This is a genomic window from Stenotrophomonas sp. RIT309 (assembly GCF_000632045.1).
GTDB lineage: Bacteria > Pseudomonadota > Gammaproteobacteria > Xanthomonadales > Xanthomonadaceae > Stenotrophomonas > Stenotrophomonas indicatrix.
Genome location: NZ_JFYS01000009.1, coordinates 1 through 14,251, shown reverse-complemented (window position 1 = coordinate 14,251; position 14,251 = coordinate 1). Strand labels below are relative to the sequence as shown.

Sequence of the window (14,251 nt, the reverse complement as noted above, 5' to 3'; positions counted from 1 at the left end):
GTGGTAACTCAGGGACGTTCTGCGCCGCCCTGAGGCGACGGGTTAGGATAACGGCCACAACGTGTAACCGCTACTCACCACGCAGGCTATGACCTGTCTGCGTTTACAGAGTTCAATCTCACTTTTTTTTAACGTTCCAGGAGTTTCCCGTGGTCGAGGCCCCCGCTCCCCACCCGGTCGACGTCAGCGATGATGGCGCCGTCCGCACCATTACCGTGCAACGCCCGGACAAGCTCAACGCCCTCAATGCCGCCACCCTGCAGGCGCTGGCCGAGGCGTTTGGCGACGCCGCCGCCGACCCGGCGGTACGGGTGGTGGTACTGACCGGGGCTGGCCCCAAGGCGTTCGTGGCCGGGGCCGACATCGCGGAAATGAACACCTTGAGCGCGGTTCAGGGACGTGATTTCTCCCTGCTCGGCCAGGCCCTGATGCGCCGCATCGAACGCATGCCCAAGCCGGTGATCGCCCGGGTGAACGGATTTGCGCTGGGCGGCGGGCTGGAACTGGCCATGGCCTGCCATCTGCGCATCGCCGCCGATTCGGCCAAAGTCGGCCAGCCGGAGATCAACCTCGGCCTGATTCCCGGCTTCGGCGGCAGCCAGCGCCTGCTGCGCCTGTGTGGCCGTGCGGCCACGCTGGAACTGTGCCTGCTGGGCACCCCGATCGACGCCGCACGCGCGCTGGCCCTGGGCATCGTCAACGAAGTGGTGCCCGCCACCGAGCTCGACGCCCGCGTGCAGGCCCTGGCCCGGCAACTGGCACAGTCGGCGCCGCTGGCGCTGCGTGGCCTGCTCGACGCGGTGCACGTGGGCGGCGAATGCAGCCTGGAAGCCGGCCTGGAATACGAAAGTACGCAGTTCGGCCTGCTGTTCGCCACCGAGGACATGCGCGAAGGCACCAGCGCCTTCCTGCAGCGCCGCCCCCCCGCCTTCCAGAACCGCTGACGCCATGGCATCCCGACCCAACCCCGTGCTGCTGTTCGCCCGGGTCCAGGCAGACGATCCCGATGGTGCGCTGCAGGCTGGACTGATGGACTACGTCGTGCGCGCTGGCGATGAGCGGCTGCTGCCCGATCATCCGGACCTGCCCGACCGCCTGTGCCAGATGCAGTTGCAACTGCAGCGTGCATGGGCGGCGCGCGAACGCTTCCGCGCACGCGCCGTGCGCTTGGCCCGCCGCGAGGCCGAGCGTGATGCGCGCCGGACGCCCGCGCCGGCACCGGACGTCAAACCCGCCCTGCCTGCCGCCGCGGCCGCCATCCTCGCCCGGGCCAAGGCCCGCGCCGCCGGCAAGGAGCAGTAATGGCGACCGCGAAGAAGACCGCGCGCGCACCTGCGCGCCGCGGCGGTACGATGCCGCGTGCCGACGTGGTGGAAATGTTCACCCGCCTGCGCGAGCTCAATCCGCATCCGAAGACCGAGCTGGAATACAGCTCGCCGTTCGAACTGCTGGTGGCGGTCGCGCTGTCTGCACAGGCCACCGACGTCGGCGTCAACAAGGCCACCCGACGCCTGTTCCCGGTTGCCAACACGCCGGCGAAGATCCTCGCGCTGGGCGAAGAGGGACTGAAGAAGTACATCGCCACCATCGGTCTGTTCAACGCCAAGGCGAAGAACGTGATCGCCACCTGCGCGCTGCTTCTTGAGAAGCACGATGGCGAAGTGCCACGCGATCGCGACGCACTGGAAGCCCTGCCCGGTGTCGGCCGCAAGACCGCCAACGTGGTGCTCAACACCGCCTTCGGCGAACCGGTGATGGCGGTGGACACGCACATATTCCGTGTCGCCAACCGCACTGGACTTGCGCCCGGAAAGAACGTGCGCGAAGTCGAAGATCGACTGGTCAAAGCGATTCCCGCCGAGTTCCTGCTCGACGCGCACCACTGGCTGATCCTGCACGGCCGGTACGTGTGCAAAGCGCGCAAACCGGATTGCCCGGGCTGCGTGATTGCCGACCTGTGCCGGTTCAAGGACAAGACCCCCGCGGAGTGACGGCGCCATCCACGCATGGCGTGGATCTACTGCAACCGGGGCGCAATCCGCGCGTCATACGTAACCGGTTTCAATGGCAGGCCCAGCCGTGACGGGGCCTGCGGCGGATCGCCGCCGTGCGCGAACTGTCACATTTACGCAATCTTCACGTTTTAGCCTGCGCGCATCTTCCCACCTGCCTGCAAGGCTCCTCTCCATGAAACTGCATCACCAGCTCCTGACGATCGCCGTGGCTGCTGCGCTGTACGTGCCGGCCGCCCACGCCGAAGTCGCCATCGATGTGATCGGCGGTTCGGAAATCACCTTCGAAGGCCTGGTCCAGGCCGACGGCAACTGGTACGACAATGACGTCGTGGACCTCAACGGCGGTGACGCCGGCAACGGCAAGAACAGCGAATTCGAACTGCGTCGCGCCGAGCTGGTGCTGAAGGGCAAGGGCCCGGGCAACGTGGAATGGGTCGTGGGCTACGACGCCAAGGCCGACAAGTTCCTCGACACCAACGTGAAGTACAAGCTGCTGGGCAACGCCAACCACTTCATCCAGGTCGGCCAGTTCAAGCAGCCCAACAGCCTGGAAGAACTGTCCAGCACCAAGAACAACGACTTCATCTCCAAGGCTGCGGTCACCAACACCTACGCTGTCGCCCGTCGCCTGGGCGGTGCCTACAGCTACGGCCAGGACAACTGGTCGGTCACCGCCAGCGCCTTCGGCCGCGAACTGACCCGCAACCTGGCCCACGGCAGCGGCTACGGCGCGCGTGGCACCTGGGCCCCGATCAACGAGAAGGGCCAGGTCCTGCACTTCGGCCTGAGCTACGTCGACTACGACACCGACGCAGACACCCTGCGCGTGCGTGCCCGCCCGAACGCCGACCTGGCCACCGCGCGCCTGGTCGATGGCGGCAACATGACCGACACCGACCGCGTCAGCACCATCGGCGCCGAGGCGATGTACTTCCAGGGCCCGTTCAAGGCCCAGGCCGAGTACTACACCAGCAAGGCCAAGCGTTACGCCCATGACAACTACACCACCGACGGCTACTACGTCAGCGGCGTGTGGAATGTCACCGGCGAAAGCTGGAGCTACAAGGGCGGCACCCCGGGCACCGGCCTGCCGAACAACCCGGCCGGCGGCCAGTGGCAGCTGGGCGTGCGCTATGACCACATGGATCTGAACGACGGCAACCTCGCCGCCAATCCGGTGGCCGGCCGTCCGCCGATCGTCGATGGCGTGCTCGGCGGCAAGATGGACATTTGGACTGTCGGCGCGAACTGGTACTGGCGCTCGAACTTCAAGCTGATGCTCAACTACGTGATGGTCGACAGCAAGAAGTACAGCTCGACCGCCCGCGGCTTCGTCAACGACGATCCGAACATCCTGGAAGCCCGCGCGCAGTTCTTCTGGTAATACCGGAAGCACGCGTTCGAACGAAGGCACGGCCCAGGCCGTGCCTTCGTCGTTGTGGGCAGGCGGTGGCCGCGCGATGATGCCCTGCCCTGTCGACAAGGACCTTCGGGATGCCTTCTTCGCTCCGCCTGCGCCGCCTGCTTTGCGGTGTCCTGCTCGCTGCCCTGCCCGCCACTGCGTTTGCCTGTGACGATGCGGATACCGTGCGTGAGGCCGCGTATCGGCAGTTGCCGGCCGGCGCGCTGCCGGTCACGGCACGTTTCACCGATGCGGACAGCACGGCCTGCCGCGCGTGGCCCGCGCAGCCCGGCACGACCCTGCTGGCCGTCGCCCAATGGACCGCCCCCGCCTCGGAAGACGTGCGCGGTGGCGACCTGGACCTGTTGCTGATCGATACCGCCAGTGGCCAGCCGCTGGCCTGGACCCGCGTGGCCGATGCGGTCAGCAGTGATGCGCTGCGCTTTACCGGCCTGCGCCTGGACACAGCACGCTGGCAGTTGGACCCCGCCACCCGCGCGTTCGGCGTGCGCATGGACTACAGCGGCAGCTCAGGACCCAACCCGTTCGCGCAGACCGAACTGCAGTTGTTCGTACGCGAGGGCCGGCAGCTGCGCCGGGTGCTTGCCCCGCTGGCCGTCAGTGGCAGTCGCGGCGAATGGGATACGCGTTGCGCCGGCGAGTTCAGCCGCTTCGAGCGCACGCTGGAGATGGGCAGTGCCAATGCCGCTGGCCTGGCGCCGATCGTGGTGCGCGAAAAACGCACCGATACGATCAGCGTCGCCGCCGGTGACGACTGCCATGCCACCGACACCACGGCACCCGTACAGCGCTGGACACTGCAGCCCCGCGACGGTCGCTATGCCGTTCCGGAGGCGCTGCGCGGGCTCTGAAGGGCGGGCTTGGGCACCGCCATGACGGCTGTCACGTTCGCGTCATATGACAGACGCGGGCGTGTCATGGAACCGTTATGGAATGTGCACCGAAACGTCGGGCAGCCGCCCCTCGACCACCCCAGGAGTCTCTCCCGTGATCCACGCCTTCAAGTCGCGCGCCGCCGTCGCCATTCTGGCCGCGTCGTCCGTGTTCGCCGCCAACGCCGCCGATGTCACCGGCGCGGGCGCCTCGTTCATCTACCCGGTGATGTCCAAGTGGTCGGCCGACTACAGCACCGCTACCGGCAAGAAGGTCAACTACCAGTCGATCGGTTCCGGCGGTGGTATCGCCCAGATCAAGGCAGCGACCGTGGACTTCGGTTCGTCCGACGCGCCGCTGAAGCCGGAAGAGCTGGCTGCCGCCGGCCTGGCCCAGTTCCCGTCGGTGATCGGTGGCGTGGTGCCGGTGATCAACGTTGCTGGCGTCGCCCCCGGCGCGCTGAAGCTGGACGGCCCGACCCTGGCCAACATCTTCCTGGGCAAGATCACCACCTGGAACGACCCGGCCATCGCCGCCCTCAACAGTGGCCTGACCCTGCCCAGCGGCAAGATCACGATCGTTCATCGTTCGGACGGCTCGGGCACCACCTTCAACTTCGTCAACTACCTGTCCAAGGTCAGCCCGGAGTGGAAGAGCAAGGTCGGTGAAGGCACTTCGGTACAGTGGCCGGCCGGCATCGGCGGCAAGGGCAACGAAGGCGTTGCTGCCTACGTGAAGCAGATCAAGGGCGGCATCGGCTATGTCGAACTGTCCTACGCGCTGCAGAACAAGATGTCCTACGCGGCGATGAAGAATGCGGCCGGCAAGATCGTGCAGCCGTCGGACGCCTCGTTCTCGGCCGCTGCGGCCAGCGCCGACTGGGCCAACGCCCGTGACTTCTACCTGGTGATGACCAACGCCCCGGGCGCTGATGCGTGGCCGATCACCGCCACCAACTTCATCCTGGTGCGCAAGCAGCCGAAGAACGTGGCGGGCGCCAAGGCCACGCAGGAGTTCTTCCGCTGGGTCTACAAGAATGGCGATGCGCAGGCCAAGCAGCTGGACTACGTGCCGCTGCCGGACGCGCTGGTGCGCCAGATCGAGACCTACTGGACGCAGAACCTGAAGTACTGAGTTCGTTGCAAGGCGTTCCCCCGCAGGAACGGGGCCGGCGGGTCCTCTCTCCCCCGCCGGCCCCACCGGGCGCTGGATCCTTCGGGGTCCGGCGCTCTTCTTCTTTGTAGGGTTGGTCGTGAAAGGCGCTGCGCTTCCGTTGATGAGTTGCTGCGGCGATGGGCCGGGCTGCGCAGGACGGCCGCAAGTACGTCCTTGTAGGCTCGGCCCATCGCCGCCTGATGGTTCATCGGGGCGCGGTGGGGTCATGGAAGGCAGGAGCGGGGGCAACGGTTACCCGGCCCTCCGCCGCGCTGGGGACCGCGCAGAAGCGCAGTTGGGGCTGTCAGCCGACCCGGCAGCCAACCGTGAATCCCGCGAAACCCTTGCCAGAACGTGATCCAGGACACCTCTGTCATGGACGTCATACGGCTGTAACAAAAACATCATTTCATAGCCGCATCCGCCGACACCGTCGGCTCTACCCCGCTATGGAGTGACCATGAAACTGCACTCGGCCAGCCTTGCCGCCCTTTCCCTGGCCATCGCCCTGGGCCTGTCTGCCTGCGGTGGCGACAAGCAGGCCGCACAGCAGCCGGCCGCTGACGGCGCCGCTGCTCCGGCCGCTGCCGGCGACAAGGTGACCGCTGAGGTCTCCGGTGCCGGCGCCTCCTTCATCTTCCCGCTGGTGTCCAAGTGGTCGGCCGACTACAACACCGCCACCGGCGCGAAGATCAACTACCAGTCGATCGGTTCCGGTGGTGGCATCGCCCAGATCAAGGCCGGCACCGTTGATTTCGGTTCGTCCGACAAGCCGCTGAGCAGCGACGAGCTGGCCCAGGCCGGCCTGGCCCAGTTCCCGTCGGCCATCGGCGGCGTGGTGCCGGTGGTCAACATCGACGGCCTGGAAGCCGGCAAGCTGCGCCTCAGTGGCGCCCTGCTCGCCGACATCTTCCTGGGCAAGGTCAAGACCTGGAACGACCCGGCCATCGTCGCCGCCAACCCGGGCGTGACCCTGCCGGACGGCAAGATCACCATCGTCCACCGTTCGGATGGTTCGGGCACCACCTTCAACTTCTCCAACTACCTGTCCAAGGTCAGCCCGGAGTGGAAGAGCAAGGTCGGCGAAGGCACCTCGGTGCAGTGGCCGGACGGTGTGGGTGGCAAGGGCAATGAAGGCGTTGCTTCCTACGTGAAGCAGATCAAGGGCTCGATCGGCTACGTCGAACTGGCCTATGCCCTGCAGAACGCGATGCCGTACACCTCGCTGCAGAACGCGGCCGGCACCTGGGTGCAGCCGAACGCTGAAACCTTCGCCGCCGCTGCCGCCAGCGCCGACTGGGCCAGCGCCAAGGACTTCAACCTGGTCATCACCAACGCCCCGGGCGAGCAGGCGTGGCCGATCACCGCCACCAACTTCATGCTGATGCAGAAGAAGCCGAAGGATGCCAAGCGCAACCAGGATGCGCTGGCCTTCTTCAAGTGGGCCTTCGAAAGCGGCCAGACCCAGGCCAACGAACTGCACTACGTGCCGCTGCCGGCCGAGCTGGTCAAGCAGATCGAAGCCTACTGGGCGACCGAACTGAAGTGATGGACCCGACGGTGCCCGCCACGTGCGGGCACCGTCTCCTGCACATCGTGCTGCCCCGCCCCTTCCTGGCCCTGCCGTCCCCATGAATGCCATCGCCCAGCCTGTAGCCGCCCCGTCCACGCGTGACACGCGTGATGCCCGCAACGACAAACTGTTCCGATGGGTGCTGGTCGGCACCGTCATCTTCGTCCTGATCGCGCTGGCCTGCGCCGCACTGTCGATGCTGTGGGGTGGTCGCCACGCTCTGCAGATGCAGGGCCTGAGCTTCTTCTTCTCCTCCGACTGGAATCCGGTCGAAAACAAGTTCGGCGCCCTCGCCCCGATCTACGGCACCCTGGTCACCGCGCTGATCGCGATGGTCATCGCCGTGCCGGTCAGCTTCGGCATCGCCTTCTTCCTCACCGAAGTGGCACCGCGCTGGCTGCGTGGCCCGGTCGGTACCGCCATCGAACTGCTGGCGGGCATTCCCTCGATCATCTACGGCATGTGGGGCCTGTTCGTGCTGGTGCCGGTGATGACCGAGTACGTCACCCCGTTCCTCAACGAAACCCTGGGCGAATGGCCGATCATCGGCCCGGTGTTCCAGGGCCCGCCGCTGGGCATCGGCATGCTCACCGCCGGCTTCGTGCTGGCGATCATGGTCATCCCGTTCATCTCCTCGGTGATGCGCGAAGTGTTCCTGACCGTGCCGACCCGCCTGAAGGAATCGGCCTACGCGCTGGGCTCCACCAAATGGGAGGTGAGCTGGGACATCGTGCTGCCCTACACCCGCTCGGCGGTGATCGGTGGCGTGTTCCTCGGCCTCGGCCGCGCACTGGGCGAGACGATGGCGGTGGCCTTCGTGATCGGCAACAGCGTGCGCCTGTCGCCGTCGCTGCTGGAACCGGGCACCACCATCGCCGCACTGATCGCCAACGACTTCGGCGAAGCCACTGAAACCTACCGCTCGGCGTTGCTGCTGCTCGGCTTCGTCCTCTTCATCGTCACCTTCGTGGTGCTCGCCATCGCCCGCCTGATGCTGATGCGCCTGTCCCGCAAGGAGGGCAACTGATGTCCAGCACCGCTGACTCCCTGTACCTGCGCCGCCGCATCGGCAATGTCATCGCCATCGCGATGTCCTGCGCCACCGCGCTGTTCGGCCTGTTCTTCCTCGGCTGGATCCTGTTCACCCTGGCCTCCAAGGGCCTGGCCGGCATCAACCTGGATCTGTTCACCAAGATGACACCGCCGCCGATGCAGGAAGGCGGCCTGGCCAACGCCTTCTTCGGCAGTGCGGTGATGTGTGCGCTGGCGATCGGCATCGGCACCCCGCTGGGTGTGCTGGCCGGCACCTGGCTGGCCGAGTACGGCAACGCCCGCAAGGCCGGCACCGTGGTCCGCTTCGTCAACGACATCCTGCTGTCGGCCCCGTCCATCGTGCTGGGCCTGTTCGTCTACACCCTGTACGTGATGCAGACCGGCGGCAGCTTCTCCGCCTTCGCCGGTGCACTGTCGCTGGCCTTCATCGTGCTGCCGGTGGTGGTGCGTACCACCGACGAGATGCTGCGCCTGGTGCCTTCGCAGATGCGCGAAGCCGCGCTTTCGCTGGGCATTCCGCAGTGGAAGGTGATCGTGCAGGTGCTGTACCGCAGTGCCTCGGCCGGCATCATCACCGGCATCCTGCTGGCGCTGGCCCGCATTTCCGGCGAGACCGCACCGCTGCTGTTCACCGCCTTCGGCAACCAGTACTGGAACAGCAACGTGTTCCAGCCGATGGCCTCGGTGCCGGTGGTGATGAACCAGTTCGCCGGCAGCCCGTACGAATCCTGGCAGGTGCTGGCCTGGGCCGGCGCGCTGGTGCTGACCGTGTTCGTGCTGCTGGTCAGCCTCTCTGCGCGCGGCATCCTGCTGCGCAACCGTATCTCCCATGACTGACCTTTCCGTGGATACCGCCATGAACGACCTTTCCAACGCCGTGCCGATGCAGCGCATCGTCGTGCCGGCCTCGCACGAGAACCTGCACGCTCCGGCCCCGGTCAAGCTCGCCGCGCGTGGACTGGACTTCTACTACGACAAGTTCCACGCCCTGAAGGGCATCAACCTGGAGATCCCGGAAAAGCGCGTGACCGCGCTGATCGGTCCCTCCGGTTGCGGCAAGTCGACCCTGCTGCGCATCTTCAACCGCATCTACGCGCTGTATCCGAAGCTGGAAGCGCGCGGTGAGGTGATCCTCGACGGCGAGAACATCCTGTCGCCGAAGTACCCGATGAACCGCCTGCGCAGCAAGGTCGGCATGGTGTTCCAGAAGCCGGTGCCGTTCCCGATGACCATCTTCGAGAACGTGGCCTACGGCATCCGCCACCACGAGAAGCTGTCCAAGGCGGACATGGCCGACCGTGTCGAGCACGCGCTGCGCCAGGGCGCGCTGTGGGACGAAGTGAAGGACAAGCTCAACCAGAGCGCGCTGGGCCTGTCCGGTGGCCAGCAGCAGCGTCTGTGCATCGCCCGTGCCGTGGCCCTGCGCCCGTCGGTGCTGCTGCTGGACGAGCCGACCTCGGCGCTGGACCCGATTTCCACCAGCCGCATCGAGCAGCTGGTGGAAGAGCTCAAGCACGAGTACACCATCGTGATCGTCACCCACAACATGCAGCAGGCCGCGCGCGTGTCCGATTACACCGCCTTCATGTACCTGGGCGACCTGATCGAACACGACCGCACCGAAGTGATCTTCTCGCAGCCGTCCAAGCAGCAGACCGAGGATTACATCACCGGCCGGTTCGGCTGATCGACGCTGACGCTTCGCCACCTGTCCCAGCCAGGCGCGCCTGGCTCTACCTGGATTGCAGAACATGAACCTTCCCAACGACCACATCGTCAAAAGCTACGACGAAGAGCAGCAGCGCCTGGTGGCCGAGATCGTGCGCATGGGCGAGATGGCCGTCGCCCAGCTGGAGGCGTCGATGGACGTCATCGAAAAGCGCGATGAGAACGCCGCCCATCGCATCATCGCCAACGACGAAGCGATCGATTCGCTGGAACAGCAGATCAGCCACGACGTGATGCGTCTGGCGCTGCGTGGCCCGATGGCCCGCGACCTGCGCGAGATCCTCGCCGGCCTGCGCATTCCGGCCGATATCGAACGCATCGGCGACTACGCGGCCAACGTCGCCAAGCGCTCGATCGCGCTGGGCAAGGTGCCGCCGCTGCCGCAGATCCAGGGCCTGCGCGCCCTCGGCCGCCTGGCCGCACAGCAGGTCCGCCGCGCCATCGCCGCCTACCGCGACAACGACGCCGATGCCGCGCTGGAACTGCGCGAGGACGACGCCCGCCTGGATGCGCAGTACACCGCGCTGTTCCGCGAGCTGCTGACCTACATGATGGAAGACCCGCGCAACATCACCCCGTGCACCCACCTGCTGTTCATGGCCAAGAACCTGGAGCGCGTGGGCGACCATGCCACCAACATCGCCGAGAACGTGTGGTTCCTGGTGCACGGCGAACAGCCGCTGCCGCCGCGCCAGAAGCGGGACGAGACCTCCAGCGCGGGCGATATCTGATACTGCACTGCAACACCGGATTCGACTCCAGGGTGGCCGCTGTCCTCGTGACAGCGGCCTTTTTGTTGGCGCTGCAATACTTCTCACGAAAATTTGAATTCCCGGCGAGGATTCGTTGAGTAGGATCGCTGCACCATCGCTTCACCACGGGCACCCGCCCACCACCCAGGAGCACGACCGATGAGCACCTCCAACAAGACGCTGTCCCTGCTGACCGCCACCGCCCTGGCCGCAGGCCTCGGCATGACCGCCTCCGCCTCGGCACTGAGCATGACCGACCTCGCCCAGGGCTACCTGGTGGCCGGCCAGGCGGCCAAGGCCACCGATGCGAAGGCGACCGATGCAAAATCCGCCGATGCGGCCAAGCATGCCGAAGGCAAGTGTGGCGCCGATGGCAAGAGTGCTGAAGGCAAGTGCGGCGGCGACAAGGGCAAGGCAGCGGCCGGTGCGGACACCAAGGCCAAGACCGGCGGTGACAAGAAGTCGGCCGAAGGCAAGTGCGGCGAAGGCAAGTGCGGTGGCAAGCACTGACGTCCGCGCCGGCGTCGTCCACCCGCGGTCGCCGCTTCCTGCGGCGGCCGTGGGCCTGGGCCTGCGCCGTGCCCTGCTGCAGGACCTGCGCGATGCACCGGCCGGCGATTTCGATTTCCTCGAATGCGCGCCGGAGAACTGGATCGCTGTCGGTGGTCCCGCAGGTGACGCGTTGGCCGAACTGGCGGCGCGCCATCCGCTGAGCTGCCACGGCCTGTCGTTGTCGCTGGGCGGCAGTGCGCCCCTGGATACCCAGCTGCTGGCGCAGGTGGGTGCGTTTCTGCACCAGCATCAAGTGCCGCTGTACAGCGAACACCTGAGCTACTGCAGCGACGAGGGCCACCTGTACGACCTGCTGCCGATTCCATTCACCGATGAAGCGGTACGCCACACCGCTGCCCGCATCGCGCGGGTGCAGGACATTCTCGGCCGCCGCATCGCCGTGGAAAACGTGTCGTACTACCTGGCGCCGGACCCGACGATGGACGAACTGACCTTCACCACTGCCGTGCTGGCCGAGGCCGACTGCGATCTGCTGCTGGACGTCAACAACGTCTACGTCAATGCCTGCAACCATGGCTACGACGCCGATGCCTTCATCGCCGGCCTGCCCGCACAACGCATCGTCTGCCTGCACGTGGCCGGGCACTTGGACGAGGCGCCGGACCTGAAGATCGACACCCACGGCAGCCCGGTGATCGACCCGGTGTGGGACCTGCTGGCACGCACCTACGCCCGCATCGGCCCACGCCCTACCCTGCTCGAACGCGACTTCAATTTCCCGCCCTACGCCGAGCTGCGGGGCGAACTGCAGACCATCCACCGCCTGCAGGCCGCGCATGCCGGAGCCGCCCATGGCTGACGCCTCCGAACGCCTGCGTGCGCAGCAGCACGCGTTCACCGCGCACCTGCGCGACCCGGCGCAGGTACCGGCGCCGCCCGGCATGGATCCGCGTCGGGTGGCTGTGTACGAACGCCTGCTGTTCAACAATCTGCTGGGATTGTTGAGCAATGGCTTCCCGGTCTGCGTGCGCCTGCTGGGCGAACCGGACTGGCGTGCACTGGTGCGCCACTATTTCGCCAGCCACCATTGCCACACCCCGTTGTTCACCGAGCTGGCTGCCGAGTTCGTGCAGTGGCTGCAGGTGCAACCGGAGCTGCCGCATCCGGCGCTTGCCGAACTGGCCCACTACGAGTGGGTGGAGACCGCGCTGTACCAGCTGCAGGCCGATCCGCTGCCGGAACCGGGCGACATCGATCCGCTGCAGGTGCCGCTGCGCCGCTCACCGCTGGCCTGGCCACTGCTGTACCGCTGGCCGGTGCATCAGCTGGGTAGCGAATATGCACCGTCGCAACCACCGGCAGAGCCCACCGGCCTGCTGGTACGGCGTGATGCCGATGGAGCGGTGCGCTTTGCCACACTGACCAGCCTGGCGGTGCATCTGCTGACCCTGATCGGCGAGTCCCCCGGGGCCACCGGCCAACAACAGCTGCAGCAACTGGCCGCCCTGCACCACCTCGATCCTGGGACATTGGCCGCCCCTGGCGCGCACCTGCTGCAGCAGTTCCTGCGTGCTGGCGTGATCGGTCCGCTCCCCGCTTCACCCTGACGCCCCTTCCAGGAGATACACCGATGAAGACCCCGACCCTGGCCGCCGCACGCGGCCAGCTGGACCGTTTCGCCCCGTGGTTGGCCCCGCTTGGCCTGCGCCTGCTGCTTGCCTGGGAATTCTTCGAATCCGGGCGCGAGAAGCTGCACGGGCAGAACTGGTTCGCCGATCTGCAGGATGCCTTCCCGTTTCCGTTCGACCAGCTGCCCGCTGCGCTGAACTGGCAATTGGCCACTTGGTTCGAACTGGTGGGCGCAGCGTGCCTGCTGTTGGGCTTCGGCACCCGCTTTGCCGCCGCCAGCCTGCTGGTGCTGACGGCTGTGGCAACGTACGCGGTGCACTGGCCGGCCGAATGGAGCTCGCTGGGCGATCTGGCGATGGGCTATGCGATCAGCGATCAGGGCTTTGGCAACTTCAAACTGCCGGTGCTGTTCATGGCGATGCTGTTGCCGCTGCTGTTCACCGGTGCTGGGCGCCTGAGCGTGGATGCGGTGCTGGCGCGGTGGTATCCGTCGGGCCCCACGGCGCGGCCTGTGCTCCGGTAGACGCCGTCCTTGGTCGGCGCGCAGGGTGCCAACCAAGGTTGGCACCTACCAGGATCCCGGGCGCCGTGGTCGGCGCACGCCGCGCCGTCCGGTAAATGCCGTCCTTGGTCGGCGCACGCCGCGCGGTCCGGTAGATGCCGACCTTGGTCGGCGCGCAGGGTGCCAACCAAGGCTGGCACCTACCGGGATCCCGGGCGCTCAGGGTCGCTCTGCTAGAATCCGTACATGACCGACCCCACTTCCGCACCTGCCGCCCTCCCTGTTTCCGACGTACCCCAGGCGCAGCGCGCGATGTCACAACGCTTCCGCGGCTTCCTGCCGGTGGTGGTGGATGTTGAAACCGGCGGCTTCGACAGCCAGCGCAACGCGCTGCTGGAAATCGCCGCCGTGCCGATCGAGATGGACGAGAACGGCCTGCTCTACCCCGGCCAGACCGCCAGCGCCCACGTGGTGCCGGCCGAGGGACTGGAGATCGACCCGAAGTCGCTGGAAGTGACCGGCATCATCCTCGACCACCCGTTCCGGCTGGCCAAGGAAGAGAAGGCGGCGTTGGACCACGTCTTCACTCCGGTGCGTGCAGCGATGAAGAAGTACGGCTGCCAGCGCGCGATCCTGGTCGGCCACAACGCGCATTTCGATCTCGGCTTCGTCAACGCCGCGGTGGCCCGTACCGGGCACAAGCGCAACCCTTTCCACCCCTTCAGCGTGTTCGACACGGTCACCCTGGCGGGCATTGCCTATGGCCAGACGGTGCTGGCACGCGCGGCCACGGCGGCCGGGCTGGGCTGGGATGCCAACGAGGCGCACAGCGCGGTGTATGACACCGAGCAGACGGCGCGGTTGTTCTGCACGATCGCCAACGCCTGGCCGCGGTGAAGCAGCCAACGGCGGAGCCCCTCGTGGCGGGCTGACAGCGATTCCTGGGCGGGCCGGGCGGGTGGACTGCGCAGGGGACGCTGCAAGTACATCCCTGTAAGCTCGGTCGCCGCATCCATGCGGCTCACGCCCCTGTGC

Annotated in this window: 16 protein-coding genes; all 16 read left to right on the top strand. The window is 66.7% G+C overall.

Annotated elements, in window-relative coordinates:
• Positions 1-149: 149 nt before the first annotated feature.
• The 16 genes from BW38_RS14055 to rnt all read left to right on the top strand — a co-directional run bounded on the left by BW38_RS14055 (position 150) and on the right by rnt (position 14,113).
• Positions 150-944 carry an enoyl-CoA hydratase-related protein gene (locus tag BW38_RS14055; RefSeq protein WP_032975656.1) on the top strand — a complete coding sequence of 265 codons (795 nt, stop codon included), beginning with the start codon at positions 150-152 and terminating at the stop codon, positions 942-944.
• A 4-nt stretch (positions 945-948) separates the two neighbouring features.
• Positions 949-1,302 carry a hypothetical protein gene (locus BW38_RS14060; protein WP_032975654.1) on the top strand — a complete coding sequence of 118 codons (354 nt, stop codon included), beginning with the start codon at positions 949-951 and terminating at the stop codon, positions 1,300-1,302.
• Positions 1,302-1,991 carry an endonuclease III gene (gene nth / locus BW38_RS14065; RefSeq protein ID WP_032975653.1) on the top strand — a complete coding sequence of 230 codons (690 nt, stop codon included), beginning with the start codon at positions 1,302-1,304 and terminating at the stop codon, positions 1,989-1,991. Before BW38_RS14060 ends, nth begins: the two co-directional genes overlap by 1 nt.
• Before the next feature lie 196 nt (positions 1,992-2,187).
• Positions 2,188-3,399 carry an OprO/OprP family phosphate-selective porin gene (locus tag BW38_RS14070; RefSeq protein WP_025875370.1) on the top strand — a complete coding sequence of 404 codons (1,212 nt, stop codon included), beginning with the start codon at positions 2,188-2,190 and terminating at the stop codon, positions 3,397-3,399.
• Positions 3,400-3,509: 110 nt separating this feature from the next.
• Positions 3,510-4,289 carry a hypothetical protein gene (locus BW38_RS0120590; RefSeq protein ID WP_051584949.1) on the top strand — a complete coding sequence of 260 codons (780 nt, stop codon included), beginning with the start codon at positions 3,510-3,512 and terminating at the stop codon, positions 4,287-4,289.
• 136 nt (positions 4,290-4,425) lie between these two features.
• Positions 4,426-5,445, top strand: coding sequence for a phosphate ABC transporter substrate-binding protein PstS (pstS, locus tag BW38_RS14075; protein WP_025875374.1), 1,020 nt, complete (start codon positions 4,426-4,428; stop codon positions 5,443-5,445).
• A 481-nt stretch (positions 5,446-5,926) separates the two neighbouring features.
• Positions 5,927-7,015: a phosphate ABC transporter substrate-binding protein PstS gene (pstS, locus tag BW38_RS14080; RefSeq protein WP_025875376.1), complete on the top strand. Its 1,089-nt coding sequence runs from the start codon at positions 5,927-5,929 to the stop codon at positions 7,013-7,015.
• Between the two features lie 82 nt (positions 7,016-7,097).
• Positions 7,098-8,066, top strand: coding sequence for a phosphate ABC transporter permease subunit PstC (gene pstC / locus BW38_RS14085; protein ID WP_025875378.1), 969 nt, complete (start codon positions 7,098-7,100; stop codon positions 8,064-8,066).
• On the top strand, positions 8,066-8,929 hold the full coding sequence (pstA, locus tag BW38_RS14090) for a phosphate ABC transporter permease PstA (RefSeq protein ID WP_032951813.1): 864 nt from the start codon (positions 8,066-8,068) through the stop codon (positions 8,927-8,929). Before pstC ends, pstA begins: the two co-directional genes overlap by 1 nt.
• Positions 8,930-8,948: 19 nt before the next feature.
• Positions 8,949-9,779: a phosphate ABC transporter ATP-binding protein PstB gene (pstB, locus tag BW38_RS14095; protein WP_025875381.1), complete on the top strand. Its 831-nt coding sequence runs from the start codon at positions 8,949-8,951 to the stop codon at positions 9,777-9,779.
• 64 nt (positions 9,780-9,843) lie between these two features.
• The gene (phoU, locus tag BW38_RS14100) at positions 9,844-10,551 is read left to right on the top strand and encodes a phosphate signaling complex protein PhoU (RefSeq protein WP_025875384.1); all 708 of its coding nucleotides are present in this window, start codon (positions 9,844-9,846) and stop codon (positions 10,549-10,551) included.
• A 180-nt stretch (positions 10,552-10,731) separates the two neighbouring features.
• Positions 10,732-11,082, top strand: a complete 351-nt coding sequence (locus tag BW38_RS14105; RefSeq protein WP_025875386.1) for a hypothetical protein — start codon at positions 10,732-10,734, stop codon at positions 11,080-11,082.
• Complete coding sequence (locus BW38_RS14110; protein WP_032975652.1) at positions 11,069-11,944, top strand: DUF692 domain-containing protein; 876 nt, start codon at positions 11,069-11,071, stop codon at positions 11,942-11,944. The genes BW38_RS14105 and BW38_RS14110 overlap by 14 nt, the downstream gene beginning before the upstream one ends.
• Positions 11,937-12,692 (top strand): putative DNA-binding domain-containing protein, encoded by a 756-nt coding sequence (locus BW38_RS14115; RefSeq protein WP_032975729.1) that lies wholly within the window; start codon positions 11,937-11,939, stop codon positions 12,690-12,692. The genes BW38_RS14110 and BW38_RS14115 overlap by 8 nt, the downstream gene beginning before the upstream one ends.
• A gap of 23 nt (positions 12,693-12,715) precedes the next feature.
• Complete coding sequence (locus BW38_RS14120) at positions 12,716-13,237, top strand: DoxX family protein (RefSeq protein WP_032975651.1); 522 nt, start codon at positions 12,716-12,718, stop codon at positions 13,235-13,237.
• A 291-nt stretch (positions 13,238-13,528) separates the two neighbouring features.
• On the top strand, positions 13,529-14,113 hold the full coding sequence (rnt, locus tag BW38_RS14125) for a ribonuclease T (RefSeq protein ID WP_032951815.1): 585 nt from the start codon (positions 13,529-13,531) through the stop codon (positions 14,111-14,113).
• The last annotated feature ends 138 nt before the right edge of the window (positions 14,114-14,251 follow it).

What these genes read in the sequence shown, in the direction of transcription:
- BW38_RS14105 (WP_025875386.1), top strand. Translation starts at nt 10,732, where the DNA reads ATGAGCACCTCCAACAAGACGCTGTCCCTGCTGACCGCCACCGCCCTG.
- BW38_RS14115 (WP_032975729.1), top strand. Translation starts at nt 11,937, where the DNA reads ATGGCTGACGCCTCCGAACGCCTGCGTGCGCAGCAGCACGCGTTCACC.
- phoU (WP_025875384.1), top strand. Translation starts at nt 9,844, where the DNA reads ATGAACCTTCCCAACGACCACATCGTCAAAAGCTACGACGAAGAGCAG.
- BW38_RS0120590 (WP_051584949.1), top strand. Translation starts at nt 3,510, where the DNA reads ATGCCTTCTTCGCTCCGCCTGCGCCGCCTGCTTTGCGGTGTCCTGCTC.
- BW38_RS14060 (WP_032975654.1), top strand. Translation starts at nt 949, where the DNA reads ATGGCATCCCGACCCAACCCCGTGCTGCTGTTCGCCCGGGTCCAGGCA.
- pstC (WP_025875378.1), top strand. Translation starts at nt 7,098, where the DNA reads ATGAATGCCATCGCCCAGCCTGTAGCCGCCCCGTCCACGCGTGACACG.
- BW38_RS14070 (WP_025875370.1), top strand. Translation starts at nt 2,188, where the DNA reads ATGAAACTGCATCACCAGCTCCTGACGATCGCCGTGGCTGCTGCGCTG.
- BW38_RS14120 (WP_032975651.1), top strand. Translation starts at nt 12,716, where the DNA reads ATGAAGACCCCGACCCTGGCCGCCGCACGCGGCCAGCTGGACCGTTTC.
- pstB (WP_025875381.1), top strand. Translation starts at nt 8,949, where the DNA reads ATGAACGACCTTTCCAACGCCGTGCCGATGCAGCGCATCGTCGTGCCG.
- pstA (WP_032951813.1), top strand. Translation starts at nt 8,066, where the DNA reads ATGTCCAGCACCGCTGACTCCCTGTACCTGCGCCGCCGCATCGGCAAT.
- nth (WP_032975653.1), top strand. Translation starts at nt 1,302, where the DNA reads ATGGCGACCGCGAAGAAGACCGCGCGCGCACCTGCGCGCCGCGGCGGT.
- rnt (WP_032951815.1), top strand. Translation starts at nt 13,529, where the DNA reads ATGTCACAACGCTTCCGCGGCTTCCTGCCGGTGGTGGTGGATGTTGAA.
- pstS (WP_025875376.1), top strand. Translation starts at nt 5,927, where the DNA reads ATGAAACTGCACTCGGCCAGCCTTGCCGCCCTTTCCCTGGCCATCGCC.